This is a genomic window from Pseudomonas sp. TE12234, assembly GCF_054061835.1.
In genome coordinates, this window is sequence record NZ_JBSSEP010000023.1 from 1 (window position 1) to 25,643 (window position 25,643).

Genomic DNA, 25,643 nt, shown 5'->3' on the forward strand with positions numbered 1-25,643 from the left:
ACAGGCGCCTTTGAAGTGCCTGCCAATCCACTCTCGCGGGCAAGCCCGCTCCCACAGGTTTTTGGATCGTTCACACAATCAAGTAATGCCTTCGGCCTTGTGGGAGCTGGCTTGCCAGCGATGACGGCCTGACAGGCGCCTTTGATGTGACTGTCAGACCGCTATCGCGAGCAGGCTCGCTCCTACAGGTTTTTGGATCGTTCACACAATCAAGTAATGCCTTCGGACTTGTGGGAGCTGGCTTGCCAGCGATGACGGCCTGACAGGCGCCTTTGATGTGACCGGCAGACCGCTATCGCGGGCAAGCCCGCTCCCACAGGTTTTTGCATCGTTCACACAATCAAGTAATGCCTTCGGAGTTGTGGTAGCTGGCTTGCCAGCGATGACGGCCTGACAGGCGCCTTTGATGTGACTGCCAATCCGCTATCGCGGGCAAGCCCGCTCCCACAGTTTTTTGGATCGTTCACACAATCAAGTAATACCATCGGACTTGTGGGAGCTGGCTTGCCAGCGATGACGGCCTGACAGGCGCCTTTGAAGTGCCTGCCAATCCGCTATCGCGGGCAAGCCCGCTCCCACAGGTTTTTGGATCGCTCACACAATCAAATAATGTTCTTCAGTCATTCAATGCATTGCCGCTCAAACCTCTACCTGCACCACCTCGATGCCCAGCTTGCGGTAATCCTCGATATTGCCCGTCGCCACATGGCGTTCGGTGATCAAGGTGTGCACCCGTGAACAGGGCGCCACCACGAATGGCTCCACCGCCCCGAGTTTGTCCGCTGTGGTCACCGCGATCACCCGCGAGGCGCTGTCGATCAGGGCCTGTTTCACCGGCACCTCGTCGAAATGCAGCGAGCTGATGCCCACCTCGGGATGAATCGCGCAGACCCCGGTGAACAACAGGTCAGCCTTGATTCCCTGCAGCAAGCGAAGGGTCTCGTGGCCGCTGACGGACAGGGTCGCCAGGTTGAGTTGCCCACCCGCGAGAATGACCTTGATGCCTTTGTATTCAGCCAGGCTGATGGCGGTCATCGGTGAAGTCGTGATGGCGGTGATGGAAATGTCCGAGGGCAACGAGCGCGCAATCTGCAGCGTGGTCGTGCCCGAATCGAACATCACGATCTGACCGTCCTCCACCCTTTGGGCGGCGAGCTGCGCCAGTCGGGTTTTCACCTCATCGGTTTCGCTGATGCGGGTGAAGTAATCCTTGCCCGTGTCCTTGGGTCGCGGCAACGCGCCGCCGTGTACCCGCTGAACCAGGCCGGCGTTGTCCAGCTCTGCGAGATCGCGGCGGATGGTGTCTTCCGACACGGCGAAGTGCTGGCTCAACCCGGAGGCCATGACCTTACCGTCACGTTCTAGGATCAAGAGGATTTTCTGCCGGCGCAGATGCGGGAGTTCGGCCGCGGAATGCTGATCGTGCATGTTTTTGCCTGTTTATGCGCTGATATGCGTGTTTGTGCGAGATTAGTCAAACGGCGCCAGAAACACAAACCGGGCGAGGCCAATCATCAATTGTTTCGATCTTTCAAATCACGAAGGCGAATTTTTTATTTGCGCGTGACCTGTTCAAGATGAGCGCCATCACAAAAAGCACCGGATGGACATCTCATGAATCTCAATTTCGCCTTCGCCTGCATGATCGTGGTCTCGTTTGCCATTGCGCTGGGCCACGCCTGATTCAAAACGCCCGGCCTTGCTCGATCTTGCCCTTGCTCAGTCCCAGCTAAGTTTCAGTCGGTAGCCTTTCTCTTGCGCAACTAACAGCGCTGCCCAGGAGAATCGATCGACATGAACCCGACACCCGCCGGCTGGCTCAACAAGGTGCCCGAAGTGACGCTGTCATTTTGGGTCATCAAGATCATGTCCACCACGGTCGGTGAAACCGGCGCCGACTTTCTGGCCGTCAACGCCGGCCTGGGGGCGGGCTGGACCAGTATCGGCATGGCGGCCCTGCTGGCCATCGCGCTGACCTGCCAACTGCGCACCAAAGCCTACACCCCCTGGATCTACTGGCTCACCGTTGTGTTGGTGAGCATCGTCGGCACGCAGATCACCGACATCCTCACCGACATGCTGGACGTGAGCCTGTACACCAGCACGGCGGTCTTTTCCGTACTGCTGGCGGTCAATTTCCTGGTCTGGTACCGGACCGAACACAACCTCTCCATCCGCGAAATCGTCACGCCACGGCGCGAGTTGTTCTATTGGGCGACCGTGCTCTGCACCTTTGCCCTGGGCACCGCGGCGGGCGACCTGGCCACTGAAGCATTGGGCCTGGGCTTCACCCTTGGCGCGGTGATATTCGGTGTATTGATTGCCGCGACCCTCGTCGCCTGGCGCCTGGGCGGCAATGTCGTGCTGACCTTCTGGATCGCCTACATCCTGACCCGCCCCTTCGGCGCGTCCCTCGGTGACCTGCTGACGCAAGCCAAAACCTACGGCGGCATGGGCATGGGCGCGACCTGGACCAGCGCGCTGTTCCTGTGCGTCATCGTCATTCTGGTGGCCGTCGCGCAAATGAGCGTCGGCAACCGCAAGCACATCACTCAGTAATTCTTCAAAAGCCATTCAGGGAACCGTCATGCGCCACGTTCAAAACGCCATCCGCCACCTTGCCATTGTTGGCGCCATTGCCTTGCTCGGCATCGCAACCGGCTGCTCGAAACCGGCGGACAAACCCAATGCCGCAGCCCCTTCAGGCGCGGTCAGCAACCCGGTCAACGCGGGGTCCAGACTGGGCGACTTGTCCGCGTTCCGCAGCATTGCCGCCGACGTCGCCGGGCTGGTCGACAAAAGTGACCTGCCTGCGGCGAAAGCGCGGATCAAGGACCTGGAAACCTCCTGGGACGAAGCCGAAGCCGGCATCAAGCCCCGTGCCGCCAGCGACTGGCATGTGGTCGACAAGGCCATCGACCGCGCCCTGTCTGCGCTGCGCGAGAGCAGCCCGGTCCAGAGTGACTGCAAAATCGCCATGGATGACCTGCTCAAGGCCTTCGACGCCATGAAAGCCACCCCATGACCGATGGCGGCGACCGGCGCTGAGGGCGCAGCGGACAATTCCGGGCGCAGGTGTTTCAATACAGGCGCGACGGCCGACACCGTCGCGTCTTTTTTTGGCGGAGGGAACATGCGGATACTGCTGGTTGAAGATGACCCGATGATCGGCGACGCGATCCAGAGCGCCCTCACGGATGCCAGTTACGCCGCCGACTGGGTCAAGAACGGCCTTCTGGCCCTGGCCGCGTTGCACACCCAGCACTACGATCTGGTGTTGCTGGACCTTGGTCTGCCCGGCAAGGACGGCCTCGATGTGCTCGACCGTATTCGCGGCGAGAACAACCCTGTGCCGCTGCTGATCATCACCGCCCGGGACAACCTCGATGATCGCCTGCGCGGGCTCGACGGCGGCGCTGACGATTTCCTGCTCAAACCCTTCGACATGGCCGAACTGCTGGCGCGCATGCGTGCGGTGCTGCGCCGTCACGGAGGCAGCGCCCTGTCGCGTCTCGACAACGGCGTCGTGGCCCTGGACCTGATCTCCAAGGAAGCCAGCACAGAAGAAAACCCCGGCGTTCTGCTCTCCAGTCGCGAGTTCGCCTTGCTCCAGGCGCTGTTGATCCGGCCGGGGGCCATCCTGTCGCGCAGCGAACTCGAAGACCGTCTGTATGGCTGGGGCAATGAAGTGGAAAGCAATGCGGTGGAGTTCCTGATTCATGCGCTGCGCCGCAAGCTGGGAAGCCATGTCATCAAAAACGTCAGGGGAATGGGATGGATGGTTTCAAAAAACGTTTAGGCGAGTCGGTCCAGCTGCGGTTGAGCGTGGCGCTGTCGCTGGCCATCCTGACGGTCGCCCTCCTGGCCGGGGTCTTCGCCTACGTGTCGGCCTTCGATGAAGCCCACGACATGCAGGACGACACCTTGCGCCAGATGGCCAAGCTGTTCGACCGCCAGCACATGACTCTCCAATACCCGGAGAATGGCGCGGCGGATGACGACGAGGCGCGCATCATTCTTCAGTACCTGGCCGACGGCAGCAAAGCCTCGGGGGACGATGATGCCGGCACGCCGCTGCCCTTCCCCACGACCCTGCCCGACGGCCTGTCGACCGTGCCCATTGCCGGCGAAGCCTTTCGCGTCCTGGTCAAGACCACCGCCCGGGGCGAGCGCATCGCCGTCGCCCAGGAAACCGGCGCCCGCGACAAGGACGCCCGTGCCAGTGCCTGGCGCAGTGTCCTGCCATTCCTCGTTCTGCTGCCCATCCTGCTGCTGGTGGTCAGTGACCTGGTGCGCAAACTGTTCCGGCCCATCGCCACGCTGTCGTCTGAAATCGACCGTCGCGATGAGCAGGAACTGCATCCGATCGACGAATACCACCTGCCCCTGGAAATCCGCCCCTTCGTCGTGGCGATCAATCGGCTGCTCAACCGTGTCGCGCAGTCCATGGAGAGCCAGCGCCGCTTCGTCGCCGATGCCGCCCACGAACTGCGCTCGCCGCTGACCGCCCTGTCCCTGCAGGCCGAGCGACTGGCCGCCGTCGACATGCCGGAACCGGCCCGCGCGCGGCTGGTGCCCTTGCGGCGGGGCATCGAGCGCGGCAGACAATTGATAGACCAGTTGCTGACCCTGGCCAAGGCACAGTCCACTGCGAGCAGCGAGGCATCGACAACCTCCGTGCACGAGGTCTATCGCCACGTGCTGGAAGATCTGTGGCCACTGGCCGAACGCAAACACCTCGACATCGGTGTCGAGATCGAACAGGACGTACGGGTGGGCATCAACGAAATCGACCTGACGGCCGTGGTGAAAAACCTGGTGGACAACGCCATCCGCTACACCCCGGCCCATGGCCGTGTAGACCTGACGCTGAAAATGGACAACGGCCAGGCCCTGTTGCAGATCAGGGACTCGGGGCCTGGTATAGCAGTGGAAGAACAGGAGCGGGTGTTCGACCCGTTCTATCGCAGCCTGGGCACCGATGAATCCGGCTCGGGGCTGGGATTGTCGATCGTCAAGGCGATCATGGACCGCAGTGGGGCGCGGGTGCGATTGGGTTTCACGAATGAACGGGCCAGAAGCGGCCTGTGTGTGTCGCTGTGGTTGCGCGTCAGCACCTGATCACGCCTTGACGGCCGATGCACCGGCCGTCAGTTGCTGGCCACGTGATCCATGTTGCCAGTCGTCACCAGCGCCTTGAGCGACGCATCGAACTGTTTCAGCGCATGCTCCTGCAACTCGGTCTGCTGATTGATTTGTGCGGCAATCTGCGGGGCGGGTTTGCCATGCACCCACACCGAAGGCATTTGCTTGGCGCGTGAGCCTTCGGCCTGGCCGATGTATTGCAGGTTCGAATCGTAGAACCTGGCGACAAACCGTGCTTCGACCTGGTTGTTGCGCTTGGACACCAGGCGGCTGTAGGTGTCGAGCATCACCACCACATCGGGATGCGCCTGAACGACGGCGTCGAGGTTGTCATAGACGGTCACCGAGGCGAACTGTTTCTGCAGCGACGCCATCAGCCAGTTGAGTGCACGCTGCGGATCGGAACTGTCGACGAACGCCTTGGCGATTTGCGGATCCATCTGCGGGTTCTTCGCGCCATTGACCGCAACGGCGTGGTAGCTCTCAAGGTATTGCTGGGTGTTGACGGTGTTCTCGCTGTAAAGCACCGCCACCGATTGCGCGTTGCGCAGGCTGAAGGCGCTGTCGGCGATCGGCGGGAAATGGCAGGACTGATCGGCCGCGACGGCCGGTACGGTGGCGGCAACGCTGCCGGTGAGTACAGCGACAAAAGCCAACAGGGTTGAGATTCTCATCGCGCTGATTCCTTCAAAGGCGAGATCGGTATAACGCTATCCTCCTCCTATGACAGAAAAACAGAACTTGCATTCTTTAATGATGAGTATCGACCAAATGAATGGTCGCTATCAGGGGCTCAATATGTCACTCACATGTTTAGAGTCATTGAACAGCGTGGATTTGAAGTGCCGAAGGGGCCGTGATCAGGTTTCAGTGATGGAAAACGTGCATCGCAGCGGTCTTTTTTGATGCCTGCTCAGTTATTGATTCCTTTCAAGCGGTCTACGCTATGCCAGAGACAATTCCCCACACGTCTGGAGACCGCGCCATGCTTCGCATCCTGCTGACTGCTCTCGCACTCCTCACCCTAAGCCTTCCGGCACAGGCCGCGGTGACGCCATTCCCCAAAACCTTCCGTACCCAGGACATCCCGCTCGATGGCGTCACCCTGCACGTGCGCGTCGGCGGCAAAGGCCCGGCCGTGGTGCTGTTGCATGGCTTTGGCGATACGGGTGACATGTGGGCACCGCTGGCGGCCGATCTGGCCAGGGACCACACGGTCGTGGTGCCGGATTTGCGTGGCATGGGTTTGTCGTCGATTCCAGAAAGCGGCTATGACAAAAAGACTCAAGCAGGCGATATCCGCGGGGTATTGGCGAAGTTGGGCATCGAACACTCGGTGGTCATCGGCCACGACATCGGCACCATGGTTGCCTTCGCGTACGCCTCGCGTTACCCGCAGCAGACTGATCGCCTGGTGGTGATGGACGCGCCAGTACCGGGCATCCCACCGTGGAACGACATCGTTCGCTCACCGATGCTGTGGCACTTCGACTTCGGCGGAGCGGACATGGAACGCCTGGTTGCCGGTCGTGAGCGGATTTACCTGGACCGCTTCTGGAACGAATTCGCGGGCGATCCGGCGAAAATCGATGAAAAGATCCGCCAGCACTACGCCGCACTCTACGCCCGCCCCGGCAACATGCGCGCCGCCTTCGCCCAGTTCCGCAGCATTCGTCAGGATGACGCCGACAACAAAGCGTCGATGGCGACGCGCCTGACCATGCCGGTGCTGGCCGTTGGCGGGGAGAAATCCTTCGCAAATAATGAAGCGATCGTGATGCGCAATGCGGCGGACAATGTCACCGAAGTGGTGGTGCCAGGGGCCGGGCATTGGTTGATGGAAGAGGCGCCGACGCCGACGATCAAGGCGATTCGGGACTTTATCGGGCAATGAAACACGGGGCTGAGGTGCACAACTTCTTCGAATCGCACAGTTGCCATGAATACGAACGCACGCACTGGAAGGCCAGGTAGCGCTGGCGCCCCCAAGGCTGCGGGGCCAAGGGCGCTGCATCAGTTATTTATACTCAAATGCCAGCTTAATAATATTTTACCGATATCAGGGTGATCCCTAGTCTTGACCCCAAGAGATGGCAGGCCACATACGGTTTGAATCCAACTTCAAAGGGTATTGAGATGACCACTGAAAAAATAAAAACAGATACGCTGATTGTGGGTGCCGGTCAGGCTGGCGTGGCCATGAGCGAACACCTGAGCAAACTCGGTGTGCCGCACCTGGTGCTGGAGCGTAACCGCATCGCCGAACGCTGGCGCACCGGCCGCTGGGATTCGCTGGTAGCCAATGGCCCGGCCTGGCACGACCGCTTTCCCGGCCTTGAATTCGACGACCTGAGCCCTGACAGCTTTGCCCCGAAAGAGCGAGTGGCCGATTACTTCGAAGCCTACGCGAAAAAATTCAACGCCCCGATCCGCACCGGCGTCGATGTACTGAAGGTCGAACGCAATGTCGGTCGCCCCGGCTTCACCATCGAAACCTCCGAAGGCGTGATCGAGGCCGCCCGCGTGGTCGCCGCCACCGGGCCTTTCCAGCGTCCGGTCATCCCGCCGATCGCACCGAAAGATCAACCATTGCTGCAGATCCACTCGGCTGACTACCGCAACCCTGGGCAATTGCCTGAAGGTGCCGTGCTGGTCGTCGGTGCCGGCTCGTCGGGGGTGCAGATTGCCGACGAATTGCAGCGTGCGGGCAAAAAGGTCTACCTCTCGGTCGGTGCCCACGATCGCCCGCCTCGCGCCTACCGCAACCGTGACTTCTGCTGGTGGCTGGGTGTGCTGGGCGAATGGGACCAGGCGGCGATGAAGCCGGGCCGTGAGCACGTGACCATCGCCGTCAGTGGCGCCCACGGCGGGCGCACCGTGGACTTCCGCGGGCTTGCCCATCGCGGCATGACCCTGGTCGGCCTGACCCAATCGTTCAACGGCAGCGTGGCGACTTTCCAGCCGAACCTGGCCGACAACCTGGCCCGGGGCGATGAGAACTATCTGGCGCTGCTCGATGCCGCCGACGCCTACATCGAGCGCAACGGCCTGGACCTGCCGCAAGAACCGGAAGCGCGGATAACCTTCCCTGATCCGGAGTGCGTGACCCACCCGATCCTGCAGCTCGATCTGGCCGAGGCCGGCGTGACCTCGATCATCTGGGCCACCGGTTTTGCCACCGACTACAGCTGGTTGAAGGTCAACGCTTTCGACGCCAACGGCAAACCGCAGCACCAGCGCGGCGTGTCGAGTGAGCCCGGGGTGTATTTCCTCGGTCTGCCGTGGCAGTCGCGGCGCGGTTCGTCGTTTATCTGGGGCGTGTGGCACGACGCGAAGTACGTGGCTGACCAGATCGCCATCCAGCGCTCATACCTTGAATACCGTGACCTCGAGCAACGCGAAGCGCAAACCGCCCCGCTCGCCCATAAAACCACGGTCACTGCCTAAGCCTTTTTCTGTCAGGAGCTTCAAATGTCCACGCCTACCCATACCCGTATTCGCATGTTCAACACCAAGCAGACCTACCCGAACCAGAGCCTGGACAACGACCTGTGCCAGGCCGTCCGGGCCGGCAACACCGTTTATGTGCGCGGCCAGGTCGGCACTGATTTCGAAGGCAACCTGGTGGGCCTGGGTGACCCTCGCGCGCAAGCCGAGCAAGCCATGCGCAACGTCAAACAGTTGCTGGAAGAAGCCGGCAGCGACCTGAGCCACATCGTGAAAACCACCACCTACCTGATCGATCCGCGTTACCGCGAGCCGGTCTATCAGGAAGTGGGCAAGTGGCTCAAAGGTGTGTTTCCGATTTCCACCGGGCTGGTGGTGTCGGCCCTGGGGCAGCCACAGTGGTTGATGGAGATTGATGTGATTGCGGTGATTCCCGAGTAAGCAGGCTTACCGAGTGGCTGCCATCGCTGGCAAGCCAGCTCCCACAGGGATCGCCATCATCTGTGGGAGCGGGCTTGCCCGCGATGGGGCCCGCCCAGACACCTCACATGGCAAGGCACACCAAGGAGCACACCCATGACCTTTTCCATCGCCGCACGCTGCCCCGAAACCGGTCAGTTCGGCATCGCGATAAGTTCCTCGAGCATCGCCGTCGGCGCCCGCTGCCCCTGGCTGCTGCCCGGTGTCGGCGCGGTGTCCACGCAAAACATCACCCTGCCGTCCCTCGGCCCGGAAGTCCTCGCCCTCATGGAACAAGGCCTCGCGCCGGCCGAGGCGCTGGATAAAGTGCTGACCCGCCATGGCTACAGCCAGTATCGGCAAGTCACGGCCATCGACCACCTCGGCCGCACCGCGCACTTCAGCGGCGCGCAAACCCTGGGTAACCACAACGCAGTGTCGGGCGAACAATGCGTGGCGGCGGGCAACATGCTGGCCGATCGTGCGGTGATCGAGGCCATGGTCGTGGCGTTCGAACACGGCGAAGGTCAACTTGCCGACCGCCTGCTCGCCGCGATGAAAGCGGCCATTGCCGCCGGTGGCGAAGCCGGGCCGGTGCATTCGGCGGCGATGGTGGTGGTGGGTGAACTGACCTGGCCGATCATCAACCTGCGGGTCGACTGGGCCGAGGAAAACCCGATCGGTCAGTTGGAAAAGCTCTGGGACGCCTATCGCCCCCAGGTTCAGGACTACATCGACCGCGCCCTGGCCCCGGACAAGTCGCCGGGCTACGGGGTGGCCGGAGACGACCGATGAGCCGCAGCCGCGAGTTGCTGCAAACCCTGGTGGCATTCGACACCACGAGTCGCGAATCCAACCTGCAGTTGATCGAGTTTGTCCGCGACTACCTCGCACGCTTCGATGTGCCTTGCGAGCTGATCTACAACGAACAGCGCAGCAAGGCCAATCTGTTCGCGACCCTCGGCCCGGCGGATCGTCCGGGCATCGTGCTGTCGGGGCATACCGATGTGGTGCCCGTGGACGGCCAGCCGTGGACCGTCGCGCCGTTCGAACTCACCGAGCGCGACGGCAAACTCTACGGTCGCGGCACGGCGGACATGAAAGGCTACATCGCCTGCGTGCTGGCGCTGGTGCCGGCGCTGGTGAAGGCCGACCTGCGGCTGCCGGTGCACATCGCGCTGTCCTACGATGAAGAAGTCGGCTGCCTTGGGGTACGGTCCTTGCTCAAAGCCCTGGAGCAGCGCCCGATCAAACCGATGCTCTGCATCATTGGCGAGCCCACCGAGCTCAAACCGGTGCTTGGCCACAAGGGCAAACTGGCGATGCGCTGCGACATTCACGGCCAAGCCTGCCACTCGGCGTACGCGCCACTGGGGGTCAACGCGATCGAATACGCCGCCGAACTGATCGGCGAACTGGGGCGCATTGGCCAGCGGCTCAAAGCCCCCGAGCATCACGACGCGCGCTTCGACCCACCGTTCAGCACCGTACAGACCGGCGTCATTTCCGGTGGCAAGGCCCTGAACATCGTCCCCGCCGACTGCCGCTTCGATTTTGAAATCCGCGCCCTGCCCTCACACGACCCGAATGAGGTGGCGCAGGAATTGAAGACCTATGCCGAGCAGCAGGTATTACCGCGCATGCGTGCCGTGAGTGAGCAGAGCGAGATTCGCTTCAGCGAGTTGTCGGCGTATCCCGGCCTGGCGACCGATGCCCACAGCGAAGCCGCCGAGCTGATCGCCGCGTTTTCTGGTTCCCGAGCGTTCGGCACCGTTGCCTTCGGCACCGAGGGCGGGCTATTCGATGCCGCAGGAATACCCACCGTCGTGTGCGGCCCCGGCAGCATGGAGCAGGGGCATAAGCCGGATGAGTTTGTCAGCCTGGAGCAATTGAACGGCTGCGATGAAATGCTGCAAAGGATGCTGCTGTCGATCTGTTGAATCACACCCATCACAACACCCTAAAACCCTTGTGGGAGCGGGCTTGCCCGCGATGAGGGCCTGACAGCCAATGATGATGTGGCTGACCGGCCGCCATCGCGGGCAAGCCCGCTCCCACAGGTTTTTCACCCCTCGGCTGGCATACATTTTTTAACGTCTATACCCACAATCTTACTAATTTATCTATCCCGCCCCACCGCACATCATCACTCCAACAAGAAAAGCGTCGTTCGCGCGGCGCTCACTGAAGTACGTCCACGTACTCATCTTTGCCCTGGAGTTCGTCATGGTCACCGCAACAACAACCTCCGCACCACTCATTGAGAAACACACGATCGGCTACGTGCCCCCCGAAGACCGTCACGGCAAAGTCCGGGACCTGTTCACCCTCTGGTTCGGCGGCAACATCGCGCCGTTGCCCATCGTCACCGGCGCCCTGGGCGTGCAGCTGTTTCACCTGAACCTGGTGTGGGGCATCGTCGCCATTCTGGTCGGGCATCTGGTCGGCGGCGTGCTGATGGCCCTGCACTCGGCGCAGGGCCCGCAAATGGGCATCCCGCAAATGATCCAGAGCCGCGCCCAGTTCGGCTCCCTCGGCGCACTGCTGGTGGTGCTGATCGCCGGCATCATGTACATCGGCTTCTTCGCCTCCAACATCGTCCTTGCCGGCAAGTCATTGCACGGCGTGGTCGACAGCGTGCCGGTGCCGGTGGGCATCGTCATCGGCGCCCTCGGTTCGGGCATCATCGGCATCATCGGCTACCGCTTCATCCATGTGCTCAACCGTATCGGCACCTGGGTGCTGGGCATCGGCATCGTGCTGGGCTTCGGCTACATCCTGACGCACGTGCAGACCGCCGACTTCCTGACCCGTGGCAGCTTCAACATTTCCGGCTGGCTGGCCACCGTGTCCCTGGCCGCGCTGTGGCAGATCGCATTCGCGCCCTACGTGTCCGACTACTCGCGCTACCTGCCCAAGGATGTGCCCGTCGCCGCGACGTTCTGGACCACCTACCTGGGCTCGGCGCTGGGCTCCAGCCTGTCCTTCATCTTCGGCGCCGTCGCGGTCCTGGCAACGCCCGTGGGCATGGACACCATGGACGCCGTCAAACTCGCCACCGGCTCCATCGGCCCGCTGATGCTGGTGCTGTTCCTGCTCAGCGTCATCAGCCACAACGCCCTCAACCTGTACGGCGCCGTGCTGTCGCTGATCACCCTGGTGCAAACCTTCGCCCACCGCTGGATCCCGACCGCCAAGAGCCGCGCCCTCCTCTCGCTGATCGTCCTGGGTGCCTGCTGCTTCGCCGCCGTCGGTGCTTCGGCAGACTTCATCGGCCACTTCGTCGACATGGTGCTGGTGCTGCTGGTGGTCCTGGTGCCATGGACCGCGATCAACCTGATCGACTTCTACGCCATTCACAAAGGTCAGTACGACATCAACTCGATCTTCCAGGTCGACGGCGGCATCTATGGCCGGTACAACCCACAGGCGTTGCTGGCCTATGCGATTGGCATCGTGGTGCAGATTCCGTTCATGAACACACCGCTGTACGTCGGGCCGATTTCCGAGCACATCAACGGCGCGGACCTGTCCTGGCTGGTGGGCTTGCTGGTGACGTCGCCGCTGTATTTCTGGCTGGCCAACCGTGACAGCGCGTACAAGCGCCGCCTTTCGAACGGGAAACTGGCCAACGCGATCTGACTACCCCCCAAAAAACTGTGGGAGCGGGCTTGCCCGCGAAGAGGCCACGGCGGTCAAAATAAATTTGATTGCCAGAACCGCATCGCCAGCGAACCCGCCCTGCAAAATTTAATGAACCCTGCCCAGCACCACTCACCTAACTGAATGACTATCAGGAGGTGACCCATGCACATCGAAACAATCTGGATCGTATTCGCAGCCGTGCTTCTGCTGATTGAGCTGTGGGCGATCAACCGGGTGCGAAAAGCCGAGGGGAAATCCAGTACCAAGGGGGTGTGGATGGTGGTGATCGTGTTTGTGCCGCTGTTCGGGCTGATTGCCTGGGCACTGGCCGGCCCCAAGCGCGTGGCGCAAAATCCGCATTCATCGCAGGCTTGAGAGTGATGCAGGATGCATAGCGATCACTCTCTGGACATTGCACGGTTTGAAAGACACAGCCCCGGTGATTCGGGGCTTTGTCGTTTCAAGCCACCTGATCCGCAGGAAAGCTGCCGGAGACCCGGGCCGCGTTCGGATGCCCTTTTGATTTTGGACTTCCGAAAATCCTGTAGGAAATTACCTTTTGAGGCGAGGGGACTTGCCCCCGTTGGACCACGAAGTGGCCCCAATCCCTGCCCCCGATTTCCCAAGACCCTGTGCACTGCCCGAAATACCGCGAAAGCCCGTAGACAGTGGCTATCCGCCTTGCCAAAACGACCGCCAGAGCGTCCTACAGCGCGGTTGTGAGCATGAAAATGGGCGCCTATATTCGCCCCGGTCGATGACACAAACAGCGACGGGTTTCGCAGCCCTAAAACGAGATGACCGATACCGTCGAATGAGAACTCTGGCAAAATCCGCCCGCGTTTTATTTCATGGCGGTTGTGCGTGGGAGACTTTCGAGTCTGCCGGGTGTCGGTCATCTCTCGGTCTGCGAACCCGCGTACAACTGCCACCCAATTGATTCGCAGCGAAAAGGTGGCGCCTCTAATTACTTCCGTAGAGCACTACTAATGACCATGAACAATCCGCCTCGCCGCTTCACCCCCATGTCCCAATTCGCCACCCACTACCCCGTACTGCTCATCGACAGCGACGCTCCACTTCGCGAACTGCACAACTGCGTCAGCGAACGCCTCAACGCCGTCCTCCAATACCTGCACCTCATGGCCTGCACCAGCCTCCCCGACTACGCCGAAAACGACATCAACACCGTCACCAACATCGCCCGGATCATGATCCAGGATGTGAGCGATGTGTTTCGGGTGATTGAGCAGCGTGGGTTTGAGGTGCCGAAGGGGCAGTGAGCAAGAATGTATGCGTACACCCAACAACAAGGTCGAGCGTTAGCTCGCCTCGCGGTGCTGTTGCGGTGCACGCCCCCTCGAGAGGCCGAGCGAAGGTTCTGCGCAGTGGGCCCACGGAGCAGGACCGGAGCGAGGGCATGCCGAGCACTAGCGAGGCACCGAACGACAGGGGCAAGAGCGCTTGGTTACTTGGCGCCGGGCGGCGTTCCGTTTTTCCAAGTGACCCGCCGTCAGGGCGGAACCCTAGGTGGCCGTTACAGCAGCAATGGATATGTACACCAGAAAGAAAATGGTCGGCTGTCAGGCCGCCATCGCTGCGATGCGGCGACCCGACGGGCCAGCTCCCACAGGGGAATGGGCACGTCAGAAAGAAAATGGTCGGCTGTCAGGCCGCCATCGCTGGCAAGCCAGCTGCCATAGGGGAATGTGTACACCAGGAAGAACATGGTCGGCTGTCAGGCCGCCATCGCTGGCAAGCCAGCTCCCACAGGGGAATGTGTACACCAGAAAGAAAATGGTCGGCTGTCAGACCGCGTTCGCTGGCAGGCCAGCTCCCACAGGGGGAACGTGTACATCAGAAGAAAATGGTCGGCCATAAGGCCGTCTTCGCTGGCAAGCCAGCTCCCACAGGGACAGCGCCGACGCGAAAAAAACACGCCAGCCATGAGGCCGCCATCGCCAGCAAGCCGGCTCACAAGGGAATACGTAGCTAAACCATCCTGCCGTTATCAGAAGTTCGCCGGCGTATTCGCACTGATAATCTCCGCCTCATCCGCCCCGATATTGCGGAACCGATGGGGCAAAGTTGTCGGGAAGTAATAGCCATCCCCGGCGTTCAACACACTGACCTGCCCATCGACCGTCAACTCAACCGTTCCCCGCGTCACCAACCCGCACTCTTCGCCTTCGGCGTGCACGATCGGTTCTTCCCCGGAACTGGCGCCCGGTGCGTATTGCTCGCGCAGCAGACGCATCTGCCGGCTCGGTACGGAGGCGCCGATCAGCAGCAGGCGCAGGCCGTGGCGGCCCAGGTCTGGCTGTTCGTTGGCGCGGAAGACGTATTGATGCTCGCGCGGGGGTTGATCGAAGGTGAAGAAGTCCGCCAGGGACATGGGAATGCCTTCGAGCAGCTTTTTCAGCGAGCTGACGGAAGGACTGACGCGATTCTGTTCGATCAGGGAGATGGTGGCATTGGTGACGCCGCTACGCCGGGCCAGCTCGCGCTGGGACAGTTTGTAGCTTTCGCGTACTAATTTGAGTCGAGAACCCGTATCCATGACAGCCTTATGTAAGAACGACTTAAGGGTAATGGGGGTGGAAAACAGGCACAGATCCTGCCGTTTCCCCTGTCCCTGAACCGTGAAAGGCGGCTATTAAATCACGTTTGTTGGTGTTGCTCAGCAGGTTCGATAAACGGTGGAAAAAAACAGCCTGTAGGAGCGAGCCTGCTCGCGATGGCGGTGTATCAGGGGGCATCCATTTTGGCTGATATGGCCTCATCGCCAGCAAGCTGGCTCCTACAGGGCGCGGCGGTGTTTCAGGTATTAAAAAGCCGGCGACACCTTTTGGGGTGGTCGCCGACGAGGTAAAGCCTAGATACCGAAACGGTCGCGCAGCGAGTAATACGCGGCACCCATCGCGGTGAGCGGCGCCGAAAAGGTGCGCCCGCCGATCATTGGCATGTGTGGCAACGAGGCGAACGCGTTGAAGCGTTCGGCGTCGCCACGGATCATTTCCGAGATCAGTTTGCCGGCCAGGTGCGAACAGGTGACGCCGTGGCCACTGTAGCCCTGCATGTAGTAGGCGTTTTTCTCGATGCGGCCGAACTGCGGCATACGCGACATGGTCAGCAGGAAATTGCCGGTCCAGCGGTAGTCGATCTTCACGTCCTTCAATTGCGGGAAAGTCTTGAGGATTTTCGGGCGGATCAGTTGCTCGATGTCATTCGGCTCGCGAGCGCCATAAACCACGCCACCGCCGTAGAGCAAGCGGTTGTCGGCGGTCAGGCGGTAGTAGTCGAGCAGGTAGTTGCAGTCTTCGACGCAGTAGTTGTTCTTGATCAGGCTGCGCGCCTGTTGCTCCGACAACGGCTCGGTCACGACGATTTGCGAACCGCATGGCATGCTCTTGCTGGTGACGCGGTTGTCCAGGCCTTGGGGCAAATAGGCGTTACCGGCGATCAGCAGGTACTTGGCACGAACCACGCCTTTGGCGGTGCGCACGGTGATCGGTTCGCCGTAGGTGATTTCCACCGCCGCCGATTGTTCGAAGATCTTGCCGCCCAGGCCAATGATCGCCGAAGCCTCGCCGAGGGCCAGGTTCAGCGGGTGAATATGGCCGCCCTGCATGTCCAGCAGGCCGCCGACGTAAGCGTTGGAACCCACTTCGCGCTTGATGTCGGCCGCGTCGAGCATTTTCAGGTTCTTGTTGCCGTAGCGTTCCCAGCTTTTCTTCTGCTCGGCCAGGCCTTTGAGTTGCTTCTTGTTCATCGCCGCGAAGATGCCGCCCGGGCGGTAGTCGCACTGGATGTCGTAGTGCTGTATGCGCTGACGGATGATGTCGGCGCCTTCGAAAATCATGCTGCCCAGGACTTCGGCCGTCCTGTCGCCATAGCGCTCTTCGATGACATCGACATCACGGCTGTAGGAGTTGACCAGTTGACCGCCGTTGCGACCGCTGGCGCCGAAGCCGACCTTGGCGGCTTCCAGCACGGTGACGCTGTAGCCCGCTTCGGCAAGGAACAGCGCCGAGGACAGGCCGGTGTAGCCGGCGCCGATCACGCAGACATCGCACTCCACCAATTCTTCGAGCACCGGGAAGTCGCCGGTGAAGTTACGGGTGGCGGCGTAGTAGCTGTTTACATGCTGTTGATTAATAGAGCTGTGTTTCATAGGTTTCTCCGAGGGTCGCCAGCAACGTGCCGGCGACCGCCGCTTAAAAGGTCTTAGAGCTTGATCCAGGTCGCTTTGAGTTCGGTGTACTTGTCGAACGCATGCAGCGATTTGTCCCGACCGTTGCCCGACTGCTTGAACCCGCCGAACGGCGCGGTCATGTCGCCGCCGTCGTACTGGTTGACCCAGACGCTGCCGGCGCGCAGGCCACGGGCGAAGGTGTGGGCCTTGCTCAGGTTGCTGGTCCAGACCCCGGCCGCCAGGCCGAAGATGCTGTCGTTGGCAATCGCCAGCGCTTCTTCGGCGGTGTCGAAGGTGATCAGCGACAGCACCGGGCCGAAAATTTCTTCACGGGCGATGGTCATGGCGTTGGTCACGCCGTCGAAAATCGCCGGTTCCACATACAGGCCACCGGTCTCTTCGAGGGTGCGGCTGCCGCCGGCGATCAGTTGAGCGCCCTGCTCCTGGCCGATGCCGATGTAGCGCAGCACGTTGTCCAGTTGACGCTGATCGACCACGGCGCCGACGGTGGTCGCAGGGTCGAGTGCATGCCCCGGTTTCCAGGCCTGCAGGGCTTCGACCAACAGCGGGATGAACTGATCGCGGATCGAGCGCTCCACCAGCAGGCGCGAGCCCGCGGTGCAGACTTCGCCCTGGTTGAAGGCGATACCGCTGGCGGCCGCCTGGGCGGCTGCGCGCAGGTCCGGTGCGTCGGCAAACACCACGTTCGGGCTCTTGCCGCCGGCTTCCAGCCAGACACGTTTCATGTTGCTCTGCCCGGCGTAGATCATCAGTTGCTTGGCGATCGCCGTGGAGCCGGTGAAGGCCAGCACGTCGACGTCCATGTGCAACGCCAGGGCTTTGCCGACGGTGTGACCGAAGCCCGGCAGGACGTTGAACACGCCTTTGGGGATGCCCGCCTCCAGCGCCAGCTGTGCGATGCGGATCGCCGTCAATGGCGACTTTTCCGAAGGCTTGAGGATGAACGAGTTGCCCGCCGCCAGGGCCGGGGCGAATTTCCAGCTGGCCATGATCAGCGGGAAGTTCCACGGCACGATGGCCGCGACCACACCCGCCGGTTCACGGGTGACCAGGCCGAGTTGATCGTGGGGCGTGGCGGCGACTTCGTCGTAGATCTTGTCGATGGCTTCGGCGGTCCAGCGGATCGCGTTGGCGGTCGCCGGGATGTCGATGCTCATGGAGTCGCTGATCGGCTTGCCCATGTCGAGGGTTTCGAGCAGCGCCAGTTCTTCCTGGTGGGCCAGGATCAGATCGGCGAAACGGATCAGGACGCGCTTGCGCTCGACCGGGGCCAGTCTGGACCAGACGCCGGACTCGAAGGTACGGCGGGCAACGGCGACGGCGGCGTTGGCATCGGCTTCGTCGGTGCTGGCGACGTTCGCCAGAAAGCGGCCGTCCACCGGGCTGATGCATTCGAACGTGGCGCCACTGGCGGCCGCGCAATACTGGCCGTCGATGAAGGCGCGGCTTTCAATGGTTAGGGACTGGAAGCGTTGCTCCCAATCGCTGCGAGTAATTGTCATTGTTGTGACTCGACGCAGGGGAATAGATGGTCGTGTTAACAGACGGAGCGAGTGGTCAGTAACCTGTGGCGAGGGAGCTTGCTCCCGCTGGACTGCTCAGCAGTCCCATCTTTTGGGGCCGCTACGCGGCCCAGCGGGAGCAAGCTCCCTCGCCACGGGTTGGGTGTCGGCGCTGTTAAACGGTATGCAGGTACCAGTTGTACTCAAGGTCGGAGATGGAGTTCTCGAACTCGGCCAGCTCGCTTTCCTTGCACGCCACGAACACGTCGATGTACATCGGGTCGATGTATTTGGCCATGACTTCGCTGTCGTCCAGCTCGCGCAGTGCATCGCGCAGGTTGTTCGGCAGGCTCTGTTCGTTTTGCTCGTAGCTGTTGCCTTCCACCGGGGCGCCTGGCTCGATCTGATTGGTCAGACCGTGGTGCACGCCCGCCAGGACCGAAGCCATCAGCAGGTACGGGTTGGCGTCGGCACCGGCCACGCGGTGTTCGATGCGCACGGCGTCCGGCGAACCGGTCGGCACGCGTACCGCCACGGTACGGTTGTCGATGCCCCAGCTTGGCGAATTCGGCACGTAGAACTGTGCGCCGAAACGACGGTAGGAGTTGACGTTCGGGCAGAGGAACGCCATCTGCGCCGGCAGGGTCTCGAGCACACCGCCGATCGCATGTCGCAGCGCGGCGTTCTGCTCGGGATCCTCGCTGGCAAAGATGTTCTTGCCGTCTTTGTCGAGAACCGAAATGTGGACGTGCAGACCGTTGCCCGCCTGGCCCGGATACGGCTTGGCCATGAAGGTGGTGTCCATCTCGTGGTCGTAGGCGATGTTCTTCACCAGACGCTTGAGCAGGACCGCGTAGTCGCATGCCTTGATCGGATCGGCCACGTGATGCAGGTTGACTTCGAACTGCGCCGGGGCGCTTTCCTTGACGATGGCGTCAGCCGGGATGCCCTGCTCTTTCGCGCCTTCGAGGATGTCTTGCAGGCAGTCGACGTATTCGTCGAGGTCGTCGATCAGGTACACCTGGGTCGACATCGGACGCTTGCCGGAGACCGGCGAACGTGGCGACTGCGGACGACCGTTCACGTTGTCCTGGTCGATCAGGTAGAACTCCAGTTCGAACGCGGCGCAGATGGTCAGGCCCATGTCATCGAACTTGCGCACGATATTGGCCAGCACCTCACGCGGGTCAGCGAAGAACGGCTCGCCTTCCAGCTCGTGCATGGTCATTAACAGTTGCGCGGTCGGGCGCTTCTGCCAGGGCTCGATGCTGAGGGTGCCAGGGATGGGGTAGCAGATACGGTCGGAGTCGCCGATGTCCAGACCCAGGCCGGTGCTTTCCACCGTCGAGCCGTTGATGTCCAGAGCAAACAGAGACGCCGGCAGGTTGATGCCTTTCTCGTAAACCTTATGAAGACTGGTGCGTTCGATGCGCTTGCCGCGCACCACACCGTTCATATCCGCAATCAGAAGGTCGACGTACAAAACCTCAGGATATTTCTTAAGGAATGCGTTTGCTTCGTTGAGTTGAACGGTACGCAGAGGGACCGACATGATGCACCTATTTTTTACTGTTAATTATTATGTTCACCGCCCTTTCACGAGCCCAGTCAATCCGAAAGGCAAAGTGAAGTCAATAGCGAACACTGAGCCTTTCAGCGTTTATTTTTGGGCCTCTCAGAAGCACGAGAGTGCCAGATACCCCCTCAAACACACGTAAATCCTGATCTTCAGACGTGCGGCGTTTAGAATTTTTTACATGAGAGTTGTTAATTAAAATCAACAAGGCTAAGCTCCGGAAAAGCTCGTTCAAGTGTGAAACTTCGAGGTGATAAAAATGGCATTCAAGCCATTGATCGGCGTTACTGCATGCGTCAAACAGATTGGCCTGCATCCCTACCACGTCAGCGGCGACAAGTACTTGCGTGCTGTCAGCGTTGCCGCACTGGGGCTGCCTGTCGTCATTCCTTCCCTGGCTGAACTGACCGAAATCGAGGACCTGCTGCCGCAGCTCGACGGCCTGTTGCTGACCGGCTCGCCTTCGAACGTGGAACCTTTCCACTATCAAGGCCCGGACAGCGCTCCCGGCACGGAACACGATCCCCAGCGGGATCGCACCACCCTTCCCCTGATCCGTGCGGCCATTGCGGCCGGCGTCCCGGTGCTCGGCATCTGCCGCGGCTTTCAGGAGATGAACGTGGCGTTCGGTGGCAGCCTGCATCAGAAGGTCCATGAATTGCCCGGCTTCCTTGATCATCGTGAAGCCAACCACCCTGACCTGGCGGTGCAATACGCACCGGCGCACACCGTCGACGTGCAACCGGGCGGCGTGTTCCAGGCACTGGACCTGCCCACGCAATTCCAGGTCAATTCGATTCACAGCCAGGGCATCGACCGACTCGCCCCCGGCCTGCGCGCCGAAGCGCTCGCGCCGGACGGCCTGATCGAAGCGGTCTCGGTCGAGCACAGCAAGGCCTTCGCCCTCGGCGTGCAATGGCACCCGGAATGGCAGGTCTTGTCGAATCCTCCTTATTTGAGAATTTTCCAGGCGTTTGGTGAGGCGTGCCGGCAACGGGCGGCGCTGCGTCATGGGCGCTGACTGACGACCTCAAACACGATTCAACGATTTCACTGCCCCCGTGAGTCAGGCGGGCGCGCTTGTGCGCGTCGGTCCCTCACGACAACAACACACTGCAATAACAACAAGTACTACCAGGCAGCCAGGACGGCGGCGCCGAATAAACCCGAGCGGTGCGGGCCAGTGAGTCAAACGCGAGACCCTGTGGGACCAGCGTTTCGACTGACTGACACAGCCCGGCAAGGGTTTGCAATCAACTATTAAGTCAGGCCGCGTTGGCCCGACGACTGAAACCTGTTGGGAGTTTCAAATGGCAAACGCCTCCAGCATCTACCGGAAGGCTCTTGAAGGTCACCAGGCACCGAAAAAGGTGTTGGTGAAAGTCGACCGCGTCACCAAGAAATTCGACGAAACCACCGCCGTGGACGATGTGTCCCTGGAAATCCATCAAGGCGAAATCTTTGCCCTGCTCGGTGGCTCCGGCTCCGGCAAATCGACGCTGCTGCGCATGCTCGCCGGCTTCGAACGGCCGACCGAAGGCCGCATCCTGCTCGACGGTGTCGACATCACCGACATGCCGCCCTACGAGCGGCCGATCAACATGATGTTCCAGTCCTACGCGTTGTTCCCGCACATGACCGTGGCGCAGAACATCGCCTTCGGCCTCAAGCAGGACCGTTTGCCCGCCGCGGAAATCGACGCCCGCGTGGAAGAAATGCTGCGCCTGGTGCACATGACCCAGTACGCCAAGCGCAAACCCCACCAGTTGTCCGGCGGCCAGCGTCAGCGCGTGGCCCTGGCCCGCTCCCTGGCCAAGCGTCCGAAATTGCTGTTGCTCGACGAACCGATGGGCGCACTGGATAAAAAGCTGCGTTCGCAGATGCAGCTGGAACTGGTGGAAATCATCGAGCGCGTGGGCGTGACCTGCGTGATGGTGACCCACGACCAGGAAGAGGCCATGACCATGGCCCAGCGCATCGCCATCATGCACCTGGGCTGGATCGCCCAGATCGGCAGCCCGGTGGACATCTATGAAGCACCGGTCAGCCGCATGGTCTGCGAGTTCATCGGCAACGTGAACGCCTTCGAAGGCACCGTCGTCGAAGACCTGGAAGGCTACGCGATCATTCACAGCCCGGACCTGGAACAGAAGATCTACGTCGGTCACGGCGTCAGCACTTCGGTGCAGGACAAGTCGATCACCTACGCCATCCGCCCGGAAAAACTGCTGGTCAGCACCACCAAGCCAGAGGCCCGCTACAACTGGTCCAGCGGCAAGGTGCATGACATCGCCTACCTCGGCGGTCACTCGGTGTTCTACGTGGAGTTGCCTGGCGGCAAAGTCGTGCAGTCGTTCATGGCCAACGCCGAACGCCGTGGCGCACGTCCGACCTGGGACGATCAGGTCTACGTGTGGTGGGAAGACGACAGCGGCGTGGTACTGCGCGCATGAAAACCTTCAATCAGCAATTCCTGCGCCTGGTGCCCAGTGGACGAAAATTCGTCATCGGGATTCCCTTCCTGTGGCTGTGCCTGTTTTTCCTGTTGCCGTTCTTCCTGGTGATGAAGATCAGCTTCTCGGAAGCGGCCCTGGCCATTCCGCCCTACTCGGAGATCTACACCTACGCCGAGCAGAAATTCCAGCTGATGCTCAACATCGGCAACTACACCATGCTGGGCGAAGATGAGCTGTACCTCTCCGCCTACCTGGGTTCGTTGAAGGTCGCGCTGTTCAGCACAATGATGTGCCTGGTGATCGGTTTTCCGATGGCCTACGCCATTACCAAGGCGAGCAAGGAAGCGCAAAACGTCTTGATGCTGCTGATCATGATGCCGACCTGGACCGCGATCCTGATCCGCGTCTACGCCTGGATGGGCATCCTCAGCAACAACGGTTTGCTCAATGCGTTCCTGCTGTGGACCGGGCTGATCGATCACCCGATCGAGATCCTCAACACCAACACCGCCGTTTATATCGGCGTGGTGTATGCGTATCTGCCGTTCATGATCCTGCCGCTGTACGCCAACCTGGTGAAGCACGATCAGAGTCTGCTGGAAGCCGCATCGGACCTGGGTTCCAGCACCTTCAACAGCTTCTGGAAAATCACCGTGCCGCTGGCCAAGAACGGCATCATCGCCGGCTGCATGCTGGTGTTCATTCCAGTGGTCGGTGAGTTCGTGATCCCGGAACTGCTCGGTGGCCCGGAGACCCTGATGATCGGTCGCGTGCTGTGGCAAGAGTTCTTCAATAACCGCGACTGGCCGGTGGCGTCCGCCCTGGCGGTGGTGATGCTGTTGATCCTGATTGTGCCGATCCTGCTGTTCAACCGCAGTCAGGCCAAAGAAATGGAGGCACGAGGATGAAACGTTTCGGCTTTTCAAAAATGATGCTGGTGCTCGGCCTGTCGTTTATCTACCTGCCGATGCTGATTCTGGTGATCTACTCGTTCAACGCCTCGAAACTGGTGACGGTATGGGGTGGCTGGTCGTTCAAGTGGTACGCCGGCCTGCTCGACAACACCCAGTTGATGGGTTCGGTGGTGCGCTCGCTGGAGATCGCTTGCTACACCGCGCTGGCGGCCGTGGCCCTGGGAACACTGGCGGCGTTCGTCCTGACCCGCGTGACCCGCTTCAAGGGTCGCACGCTGTTCGGCGGCCTGGTCACCGCACCGCTGGTGATGCCGGAAGTGATCACCGGTCTGTCGCTGTTGCTGCTGTTCGTGGCCATGGCGCAGTTGATTGGCTGGCCGATGGAACGCGGCATCGTGACCATCTGGATCGCCCACACCACGTTTTGTGCCGCCTATGTGGCAGTGGTAGTCTCCGCGCGCCTTCGCGAGCTGGATCTGTCCATCGAAGAAGCGGCCATGGACCTGGGTGCGAAGCCATTCAAGGTGTTCTTCCTGATCACCATTCCAATGATCGCGCCCTCCCTGGCCGCCGGCGGCATGATGTCGTTCGCCCTGTCGCTGGATGACCTGGTACTGGCGAGCTTCGTCTCCGGCCCGGGTTCCACGACCCTGCCGATGGAAGTGTTCTCGGCGGTGCGTCTGGGCGTGAAGCCGGAGATCAACGCCGTGGCCAGCCTGATCCTGTTGGCGGTCTCGATCGTGACCTTCATGGTCTGGTACTTCAGCCGCCGTGCCGAAGCCACCCGCAAGCGGGCGATCCAGGAAGCGATGGACCAGACTGCCAGCGAATCGTGGCAGGCGCCTGAGAAGAAAATGCTGGGAGCGACGGCGTAAGTCCTGGGACTTGCTCCTTGTGGCGAGGGAGCTTGCTCCCTCGCCACAGGCACTGTGTAACCACCCAGGTATTGGGGCTCACTGCCACAGGTTTTGTGTCTACTGCACTTTGTGTGTTTTGAATAAGAAAAGAAATGGAGTTGTACCGATGAAAATGTTTGGCAGGACTCTGCTGACACTGTCCTTATTGGGCGCGATTGCCACCGGCGCCCAGGCCAATGACAAGGTACTGCGCGTCTACAACTGGTCGGATTACATTGCCCCGGATACCGTCAAGAAGTTCGAAGACGAGACTGGCATCCAGGTGACCTACGATGTGTTCGACAGTAACGAAACCCTTGAAGCACGCCTGCTGGCGGGCAAATCCGGCTACGACATCGTCGTCCCTTCCAACAGTTTCCTGGCCAAGCAGATCAAGGCCGGGGTCTATCAGGAACTGGATAAATCCAAGCTGCCGAACTGGAAAAACCTCAATCCGGTCCTGCTGAAAAACGCCTCCGCCAGTGATCCCGGTAACAGCCATGCCTTCCCGTACATGTGGGGTTCGATCGGCATCGGCTTCAACCCGGACAAGGTCAGGGAAGTGCTCGGCGCCAATGCCCCGACCAATTCCTGGGACCTGCTGTTCAAACCGGAGAACGCGGAAAAACTCAAAGCCTGCGGCATCAGTTTCCTCGATTCGCCGACCGAGATGCTCCCGGCCGCCCTGCATTACCTGGGCTACCCGGTGAACGATCAGGACAAGCAACACATCGCGCAAGCCGAAGCGCTGTTCATGAAGATTCGCCCGTCGGTGGCGTACTTCCACTCCTCGAAGTACATCTCGGACCTGGCCAACGGCAACATCTGCGTGGCGGTCGGTTACTCCGGCGACGTGCTGCAAGCCAAGGCCCGCGCCCTGGAAGCCGGCGACAAGGTGAAGATCGACTACAGCATCCCCAAAGAAGGGGCCGGCAGTTTCTACGACATGGTCGCCATCCCGCGTGATGCCGCCAACGTCGAGAACGCCCACCTGTTCATGAATTTCCTGATGCGCCCGGACATCATCGCCGAGATCACCAACAACGTCGGCTACAGCAATGCCAACGCGGCCGCCACGCCGCTGGTGGATGAATCGATTCGCAACGATCCGGGTTCGTATCCACCCCAGGAAGTGATGGCGACCCTGTATGCCATTCCCGACATGCCGATCGGTGTGCAGCGGGTGATGACCCGGGGCTGGACCAAGGTGAAGCTGGGTAAATAACGCATCACCCTGTGGGTGAAGCGGTCGAAATTTGATGGTCCGATTTACGTTCATGCAGCGCCTTACCACCGCTGCATCACTCACCTGGCTCCTCGGTTAAGGTGAGTTTCGGCGCCTTCGGGCTAATGCCGATCAGTTAAGAGATAGAGCGAGCACTCAGTA

The 25,643-nt window shown here is 60.9% G+C and carries 23 protein-coding genes; 17 read left to right on the forward strand and 6 right to left on the reverse strand.

Annotated elements, in window-relative coordinates:
- Positions 1–639: 639 nt before the first annotated feature.
- Positions 640–1,428 (reverse strand): DeoR/GlpR family DNA-binding transcription regulator, encoded by a 789-nt coding sequence (locus ACVWYU_RS26745; RefSeq protein WP_247257314.1) that lies wholly within the window; start codon positions 1,426–1,428, stop codon positions 640–642.
- Positions 1,429–1,794: 366 nt separating this feature from the next.
- Here ACVWYU_RS26745 and ACVWYU_RS26750 point away from each other — a divergent pair, with 366 nt between their 5' ends.
- From ACVWYU_RS26750 to ACVWYU_RS26765, 4 genes are all read left to right on the forward strand, one after another.
- Positions 1,795–2,559 (forward strand): COG4705 family protein, encoded by a 765-nt coding sequence (locus ACVWYU_RS26750; RefSeq protein WP_248915145.1) that lies wholly within the window; start codon positions 1,795–1,797, stop codon positions 2,557–2,559.
- A 28-nt stretch (positions 2,560–2,587) separates the two neighbouring features.
- Entirely contained in the window at positions 2,588–3,025 is a 438-nt protein-coding gene (locus tag ACVWYU_RS26755; protein ID WP_390956479.1) for a hypothetical protein, read from the forward strand.
- Positions 3,026–3,133: 108 nt separating this feature from the next.
- The gene (locus ACVWYU_RS26760; protein WP_457374114.1) at positions 3,134–3,799 is read left to right on the forward strand and encodes a response regulator; all 666 of its coding nucleotides are present in this window, start codon (positions 3,134–3,136) and stop codon (positions 3,797–3,799) included.
- Positions 3,775–5,121, forward strand: coding sequence for an ATP-binding protein (locus ACVWYU_RS26765; protein WP_457374115.1), 1,347 nt, complete (start codon positions 3,775–3,777; stop codon positions 5,119–5,121). Before ACVWYU_RS26760 ends, ACVWYU_RS26765 begins: the two co-directional genes overlap by 25 nt.
- A gap of 29 nt (positions 5,122–5,150) precedes the next feature.
- On the opposite strand, the gene ACVWYU_RS26770 is transcribed toward ACVWYU_RS26765, so the two are convergent.
- Positions 5,151–5,819, reverse strand: coding sequence for an ATPase (locus ACVWYU_RS26770; RefSeq protein WP_457374116.1), 669 nt, complete (start codon positions 5,817–5,819; stop codon positions 5,151–5,153).
- Between the two features lie 311 nt (positions 5,820–6,130).
- On the opposite strand from ACVWYU_RS26770, the gene ACVWYU_RS26775 reads away from it, so the two are divergent.
- From ACVWYU_RS26775 to ACVWYU_RS26810, 8 genes are all read left to right on the forward strand, one after another.
- Positions 6,131–7,039: an alpha/beta fold hydrolase gene (locus tag ACVWYU_RS26775; RefSeq protein ID WP_457374117.1), complete on the forward strand. Its 909-nt coding sequence runs from the start codon at positions 6,131–6,133 to the stop codon at positions 7,037–7,039.
- A gap of 242 nt (positions 7,040–7,281) precedes the next feature.
- Positions 7,282–8,592, forward strand: a complete 1,311-nt coding sequence (locus ACVWYU_RS26780) for a flavin-containing monooxygenase (RefSeq protein ID WP_457374118.1) — start codon at positions 7,282–7,284, stop codon at positions 8,590–8,592.
- A 24-nt stretch (positions 8,593–8,616) separates the two neighbouring features.
- Positions 8,617–9,033, forward strand: coding sequence for a RidA family protein (locus ACVWYU_RS26785; protein WP_047528033.1), 417 nt, complete (start codon positions 8,617–8,619; stop codon positions 9,031–9,033).
- Between the two features lie 135 nt (positions 9,034–9,168).
- Positions 9,169–9,846 carry a DUF1028 domain-containing protein gene (locus ACVWYU_RS26790; protein WP_457374119.1) on the forward strand — a complete coding sequence of 226 codons (678 nt, stop codon included), beginning with the start codon at positions 9,169–9,171 and terminating at the stop codon, positions 9,844–9,846.
- On the forward strand, positions 9,843–10,991 hold the full coding sequence (gene argE / locus ACVWYU_RS26795; RefSeq protein ID WP_457374120.1) for an acetylornithine deacetylase: 1,149 nt from the start codon (positions 9,843–9,845) through the stop codon (positions 10,989–10,991). Before ACVWYU_RS26790 ends, argE begins: the two co-directional genes overlap by 4 nt.
- A 286-nt stretch (positions 10,992–11,277) precedes the next feature.
- Positions 11,278–12,693: a purine-cytosine permease family protein gene (locus ACVWYU_RS26800; RefSeq protein WP_248915153.1), complete on the forward strand. Its 1,416-nt coding sequence runs from the start codon at positions 11,278–11,280 to the stop codon at positions 12,691–12,693.
- A 165-nt stretch (positions 12,694–12,858) separates the two neighbouring features.
- The gene (locus ACVWYU_RS26805) at positions 12,859–13,071 is read left to right on the forward strand and encodes a PLD nuclease N-terminal domain-containing protein (RefSeq protein ID WP_457374121.1); all 213 of its coding nucleotides are present in this window, start codon (positions 12,859–12,861) and stop codon (positions 13,069–13,071) included.
- A 614-nt stretch (positions 13,072–13,685) separates the two neighbouring features.
- Positions 13,686–13,979 (forward strand): fructose-bisphosphate aldolase, encoded by a 294-nt coding sequence (locus ACVWYU_RS26810; protein ID WP_457374122.1) that lies wholly within the window; start codon positions 13,686–13,688, stop codon positions 13,977–13,979.
- Between the two features lie 728 nt (positions 13,980–14,707).
- Here the strand turns inward: ACVWYU_RS26810 and ACVWYU_RS26815 are convergent.
- From ACVWYU_RS26815 to ACVWYU_RS26830, 4 genes are all read right to left on the reverse strand, one after another.
- Positions 14,708–15,256 carry a cupin domain-containing protein gene (locus tag ACVWYU_RS26815; RefSeq protein ID WP_007938772.1) on the reverse strand — a complete coding sequence of 183 codons (549 nt, stop codon included), beginning with the start codon at positions 15,254–15,256 and terminating at the stop codon, positions 14,708–14,710.
- A 315-nt stretch (positions 15,257–15,571) separates the two neighbouring features.
- Complete coding sequence (locus ACVWYU_RS26820; protein WP_457374123.1) at positions 15,572–16,870, reverse strand: NAD(P)/FAD-dependent oxidoreductase; 1,299 nt, start codon at positions 16,868–16,870, stop codon at positions 15,572–15,574.
- A 53-nt stretch (positions 16,871–16,923) separates the two neighbouring features.
- Positions 16,924–18,414, reverse strand: a complete 1,491-nt coding sequence (locus ACVWYU_RS26825; RefSeq protein ID WP_090320169.1) for an aldehyde dehydrogenase — start codon at positions 18,412–18,414, stop codon at positions 16,924–16,926.
- Positions 18,415–18,589: 175 nt separating this feature from the next.
- Positions 18,590–19,966, reverse strand: coding sequence for a glutamine synthetase family protein (locus ACVWYU_RS26830; RefSeq protein WP_090320167.1), 1,377 nt, complete (start codon positions 19,964–19,966; stop codon positions 18,590–18,592).
- Between the two features lie 283 nt (positions 19,967–20,249).
- Between ACVWYU_RS26830 and ACVWYU_RS26835 the strand changes: the two genes are divergently transcribed.
- From ACVWYU_RS26835 to ACVWYU_RS26855, 5 genes are all read left to right on the forward strand, one after another.
- The gene (locus ACVWYU_RS26835; protein WP_090320164.1) at positions 20,250–21,011 is read left to right on the forward strand and encodes a gamma-glutamyl-gamma-aminobutyrate hydrolase family protein; all 762 of its coding nucleotides are present in this window, start codon (positions 20,250–20,252) and stop codon (positions 21,009–21,011) included.
- 289 nt (positions 21,012–21,300) lie between these two features.
- Positions 21,301–22,443, forward strand: coding sequence for a polyamine ABC transporter ATP-binding protein (gene potA, locus ACVWYU_RS26840; RefSeq protein ID WP_248915156.1), 1,143 nt, complete (start codon positions 21,301–21,303; stop codon positions 22,441–22,443).
- 29 nt (positions 22,444–22,472) lie between these two features.
- Positions 22,473–23,354 (forward strand): ABC transporter permease subunit, encoded by an 882-nt coding sequence (locus ACVWYU_RS26845; RefSeq protein ID WP_247257323.1) that lies wholly within the window; start codon positions 22,473–22,475, stop codon positions 23,352–23,354.
- The gene (locus ACVWYU_RS26850; RefSeq protein WP_247257302.1) at positions 23,351–24,235 is read left to right on the forward strand and encodes an ABC transporter permease subunit; all 885 of its coding nucleotides are present in this window, start codon (positions 23,351–23,353) and stop codon (positions 24,233–24,235) included. The genes ACVWYU_RS26845 and ACVWYU_RS26850 overlap by 4 nt, the downstream gene beginning before the upstream one ends.
- 148 nt (positions 24,236–24,383) lie before the next feature.
- A complete protein-coding gene (locus ACVWYU_RS26855) occupies positions 24,384–25,481 on the forward strand; it encodes a polyamine ABC transporter substrate-binding protein (protein WP_090320152.1) in 1,098 nt (365 codons plus the stop codon).
- Positions 25,482–25,643 lie beyond the last annotated feature (162 nt).

Excerpts from the sequence above, each read along its gene's own strand:
- ACVWYU_RS26760 (WP_457374114.1), top strand. The coding sequence starts at position 3,134 with ATGCGGATACTGCTGGTTGAAGATGACCCGATGATCGGCGACGCGATC.
- ACVWYU_RS26775 (WP_457374117.1), top strand. The coding sequence starts at position 6,131 with ATGCTTCGCATCCTGCTGACTGCTCTCGCACTCCTCACCCTAAGCCTT.
- ACVWYU_RS26850 (WP_247257302.1), top strand. The coding sequence starts at position 23,351 with ATGAAACGTTTCGGCTTTTCAAAAATGATGCTGGTGCTCGGCCTGTCG.
- potA (WP_248915156.1), top strand. The coding sequence starts at position 21,301 with ATGGCAAACGCCTCCAGCATCTACCGGAAGGCTCTTGAAGGTCACCAG.
- ACVWYU_RS26785 (WP_047528033.1), top strand. The coding sequence starts at position 8,617 with ATGTCCACGCCTACCCATACCCGTATTCGCATGTTCAACACCAAGCAG.
- ACVWYU_RS26765 (WP_457374115.1), top strand. The coding sequence starts at position 3,775 with ATGGATGGTTTCAAAAAACGTTTAGGCGAGTCGGTCCAGCTGCGGTTG.
- ACVWYU_RS26825 (WP_090320169.1), bottom strand. The coding sequence starts at position 18,414 with ATGACAATTACTCGCAGCGATTGGGAGCAACGCTTCCAGTCCCTAACC.
- ACVWYU_RS26805 (WP_457374121.1), top strand. The coding sequence starts at position 12,859 with ATGCACATCGAAACAATCTGGATCGTATTCGCAGCCGTGCTTCTGCTG.
- argE (WP_457374120.1), top strand. The coding sequence starts at position 9,843 with ATGAGCCGCAGCCGCGAGTTGCTGCAAACCCTGGTGGCATTCGACACC.
- ACVWYU_RS26855 (WP_090320152.1), top strand. The coding sequence starts at position 24,384 with ATGAAAATGTTTGGCAGGACTCTGCTGACACTGTCCTTATTGGGCGCG.
- ACVWYU_RS26750 (WP_248915145.1), top strand. The coding sequence starts at position 1,795 with ATGAACCCGACACCCGCCGGCTGGCTCAACAAGGTGCCCGAAGTGACG.
- ACVWYU_RS26800 (WP_248915153.1), top strand. The coding sequence starts at position 11,278 with ATGGTCACCGCAACAACAACCTCCGCACCACTCATTGAGAAACACACG.
- ACVWYU_RS26810 (WP_457374122.1), top strand. The coding sequence starts at position 13,686 with ATGACCATGAACAATCCGCCTCGCCGCTTCACCCCCATGTCCCAATTC.
- ACVWYU_RS26780 (WP_457374118.1), top strand. The coding sequence starts at position 7,282 with ATGACCACTGAAAAAATAAAAACAGATACGCTGATTGTGGGTGCCGGT.
- ACVWYU_RS26790 (WP_457374119.1), top strand. The coding sequence starts at position 9,169 with ATGACCTTTTCCATCGCCGCACGCTGCCCCGAAACCGGTCAGTTCGGC.
- ACVWYU_RS26755 (WP_390956479.1), top strand. The coding sequence starts at position 2,588 with ATGCGCCACGTTCAAAACGCCATCCGCCACCTTGCCATTGTTGGCGCC.
- ACVWYU_RS26770 (WP_457374116.1), bottom strand. The coding sequence starts at position 5,819 with ATGAGAATCTCAACCCTGTTGGCTTTTGTCGCTGTACTCACCGGCAGC.
- ACVWYU_RS26830 (WP_090320167.1), bottom strand. The coding sequence starts at position 19,966 with ATGTCGGTCCCTCTGCGTACCGTTCAACTCAACGAAGCAAACGCATTC.
- ACVWYU_RS26835 (WP_090320164.1), top strand. The coding sequence starts at position 20,250 with ATGGCATTCAAGCCATTGATCGGCGTTACTGCATGCGTCAAACAGATT.
- ACVWYU_RS26820 (WP_457374123.1), bottom strand. The coding sequence starts at position 16,870 with ATGAAACACAGCTCTATTAATCAACAGCATGTAAACAGCTACTACGCC.
- ACVWYU_RS26745 (WP_247257314.1), bottom strand. The coding sequence starts at position 1,428 with ATGCACGATCAGCATTCCGCGGCCGAACTCCCGCATCTGCGCCGGCAG.
- ACVWYU_RS26815 (WP_007938772.1), bottom strand. The coding sequence starts at position 15,256 with ATGGATACGGGTTCTCGACTCAAATTAGTACGCGAAAGCTACAAACTG.